The sequence below is a fragment of the Nocardiopsis prasina DSM 43845 genome (assembly GCF_000341265.1).
In the GTDB taxonomy this organism is placed as follows: Bacteria; Actinomycetota; Actinomycetes; order Streptosporangiales; family Streptosporangiaceae; genus Nocardiopsis; species Nocardiopsis prasina.
The window spans coordinates 1-1,240 of record NZ_ANAE01000041.1 but is presented as its reverse complement, the minus strand read 5'-3'; the positions used below and the strand labels follow the sequence as shown (position 1 = coordinate 1,240).

At 72.6% G+C, this 1,240-nt stretch carries 2 protein-coding genes; both read left to right on the top strand.

Features of this window, described 5'->3' with window-relative positions:
- The first annotated feature begins 113 nt into the window (after positions 1–113).
- Positions 114–938, top strand: a complete 825-nt coding sequence (locus D452_RS0101180; RefSeq protein ID WP_017542336.1) for a hypothetical protein — start codon at positions 114–116, stop codon at positions 936–938.
- Positions 939–984: 46 nt separating this feature from the next.
- On the top strand, positions 985–1,240 hold a 256-nt coding region (locus D452_RS27465), incomplete at its 3' end, for an ROK family protein (protein WP_040692834.1).

Sequence of the window (1,240 nt, the reverse complement as noted above, 5' to 3'; positions counted from 1 at the left end):
GCTGAAACGGCGGCCGTGGGCACGAGCGGGTCGGTGCTTTCCCGCCGTGCGACGTAGTGTTGGGTGCGGCCTCCCCCATCTCCCCTGGGCCGGTATCGCACTCGAGGAGTCCGATGGTCGACTGGTTCGGCAGCACCGTCGTCGCGACGGGCCGCCTGCCGCTCTTCTGCTTCTTCGTCGCGTTCGTGGCCGGCTTCCTGCTGATCCGGATGAGCGTGCGGATGATCCGCGCCGGTGTCCGCTGGTGGCCGGGCGATCTGCGGCCGGGCGGCCTGCACATCCACCACGTGGTCTTCGGCGTGGGCCTGATGATGGTGGGCGGTGTCGCGGCGCTGGTGGTCCCCGACCGCCAGGGCGTGCCGATCGCCGTCGCCGCGGCGCTGTTCGGGCTGGGATCGGCGCTGGTGCTCGACGAGTTCGCGCTGATCCTGCATCTGCGCGACGTCTACTGGACCGAGAAGGGCCGCGCTTCGGTGGACGCGGTGTTCGTCGCCGTGGCGCTGACGGGTCTGCTTCTGACAGGGCTGCGCCCCTTCGGGTGGGGCTGGCTGCACAGCGCGGGCTCCGGCGGCTGGGAGACCGGGATCCAGGCGGGGCTGCTGGCGCTGGCCCTGGTCAACCTGGCGGGGTCGGTCGTCAGTCTGCTCAAGGGCAAGATCTGGACCGGGCTGACCGGCGTGTTCCTGCCGGCGATCTCGATCGTCGCGGCCGTGCGCCTGGCCGTGCCCGGATCACCGTGGGCGCGCTGGCGCTATCCGGACGGTTCGGCGAAACTGGACCAGGCGATCCGCCGTGACCTGCGCGTCCGCCGGCCCCTGATCAAGGCCAAGATCCGCGTCCAGGAACTCATCGCCGGGCGCCACGACCTGGAGCCGCCCGCCGATCCGGGGGCCGGCCGCGGGGCGGGGGACCCGTCCGTGCTCTCCCGGACGGGCTGAGCACCTCCCGGGCGAGGCGGCCGGGGTCGTCTACAGTGGTCCGACGATGGCTTCTTCGCGCGAGCACACCGCCCGGAACCGGCACCGCGGGCTGGTGATCGGCGTCGACATCGGCGGCAGCAAGGTGGCGGCCGGAGTGGTGACCCCCGGCGGCAGCATCCTCGCGCGCTCCCGTGCCGAGACCCCCGACCGCAGCAAGAGCCCCGAAATCGTCGAGGACACCATCGCCGGCATCGTCGCCGAACTGCGGCGCGACTATCCGGTGCGCGCGGTCGGCGTGGGCGCGGCGGGATTCGTCGACG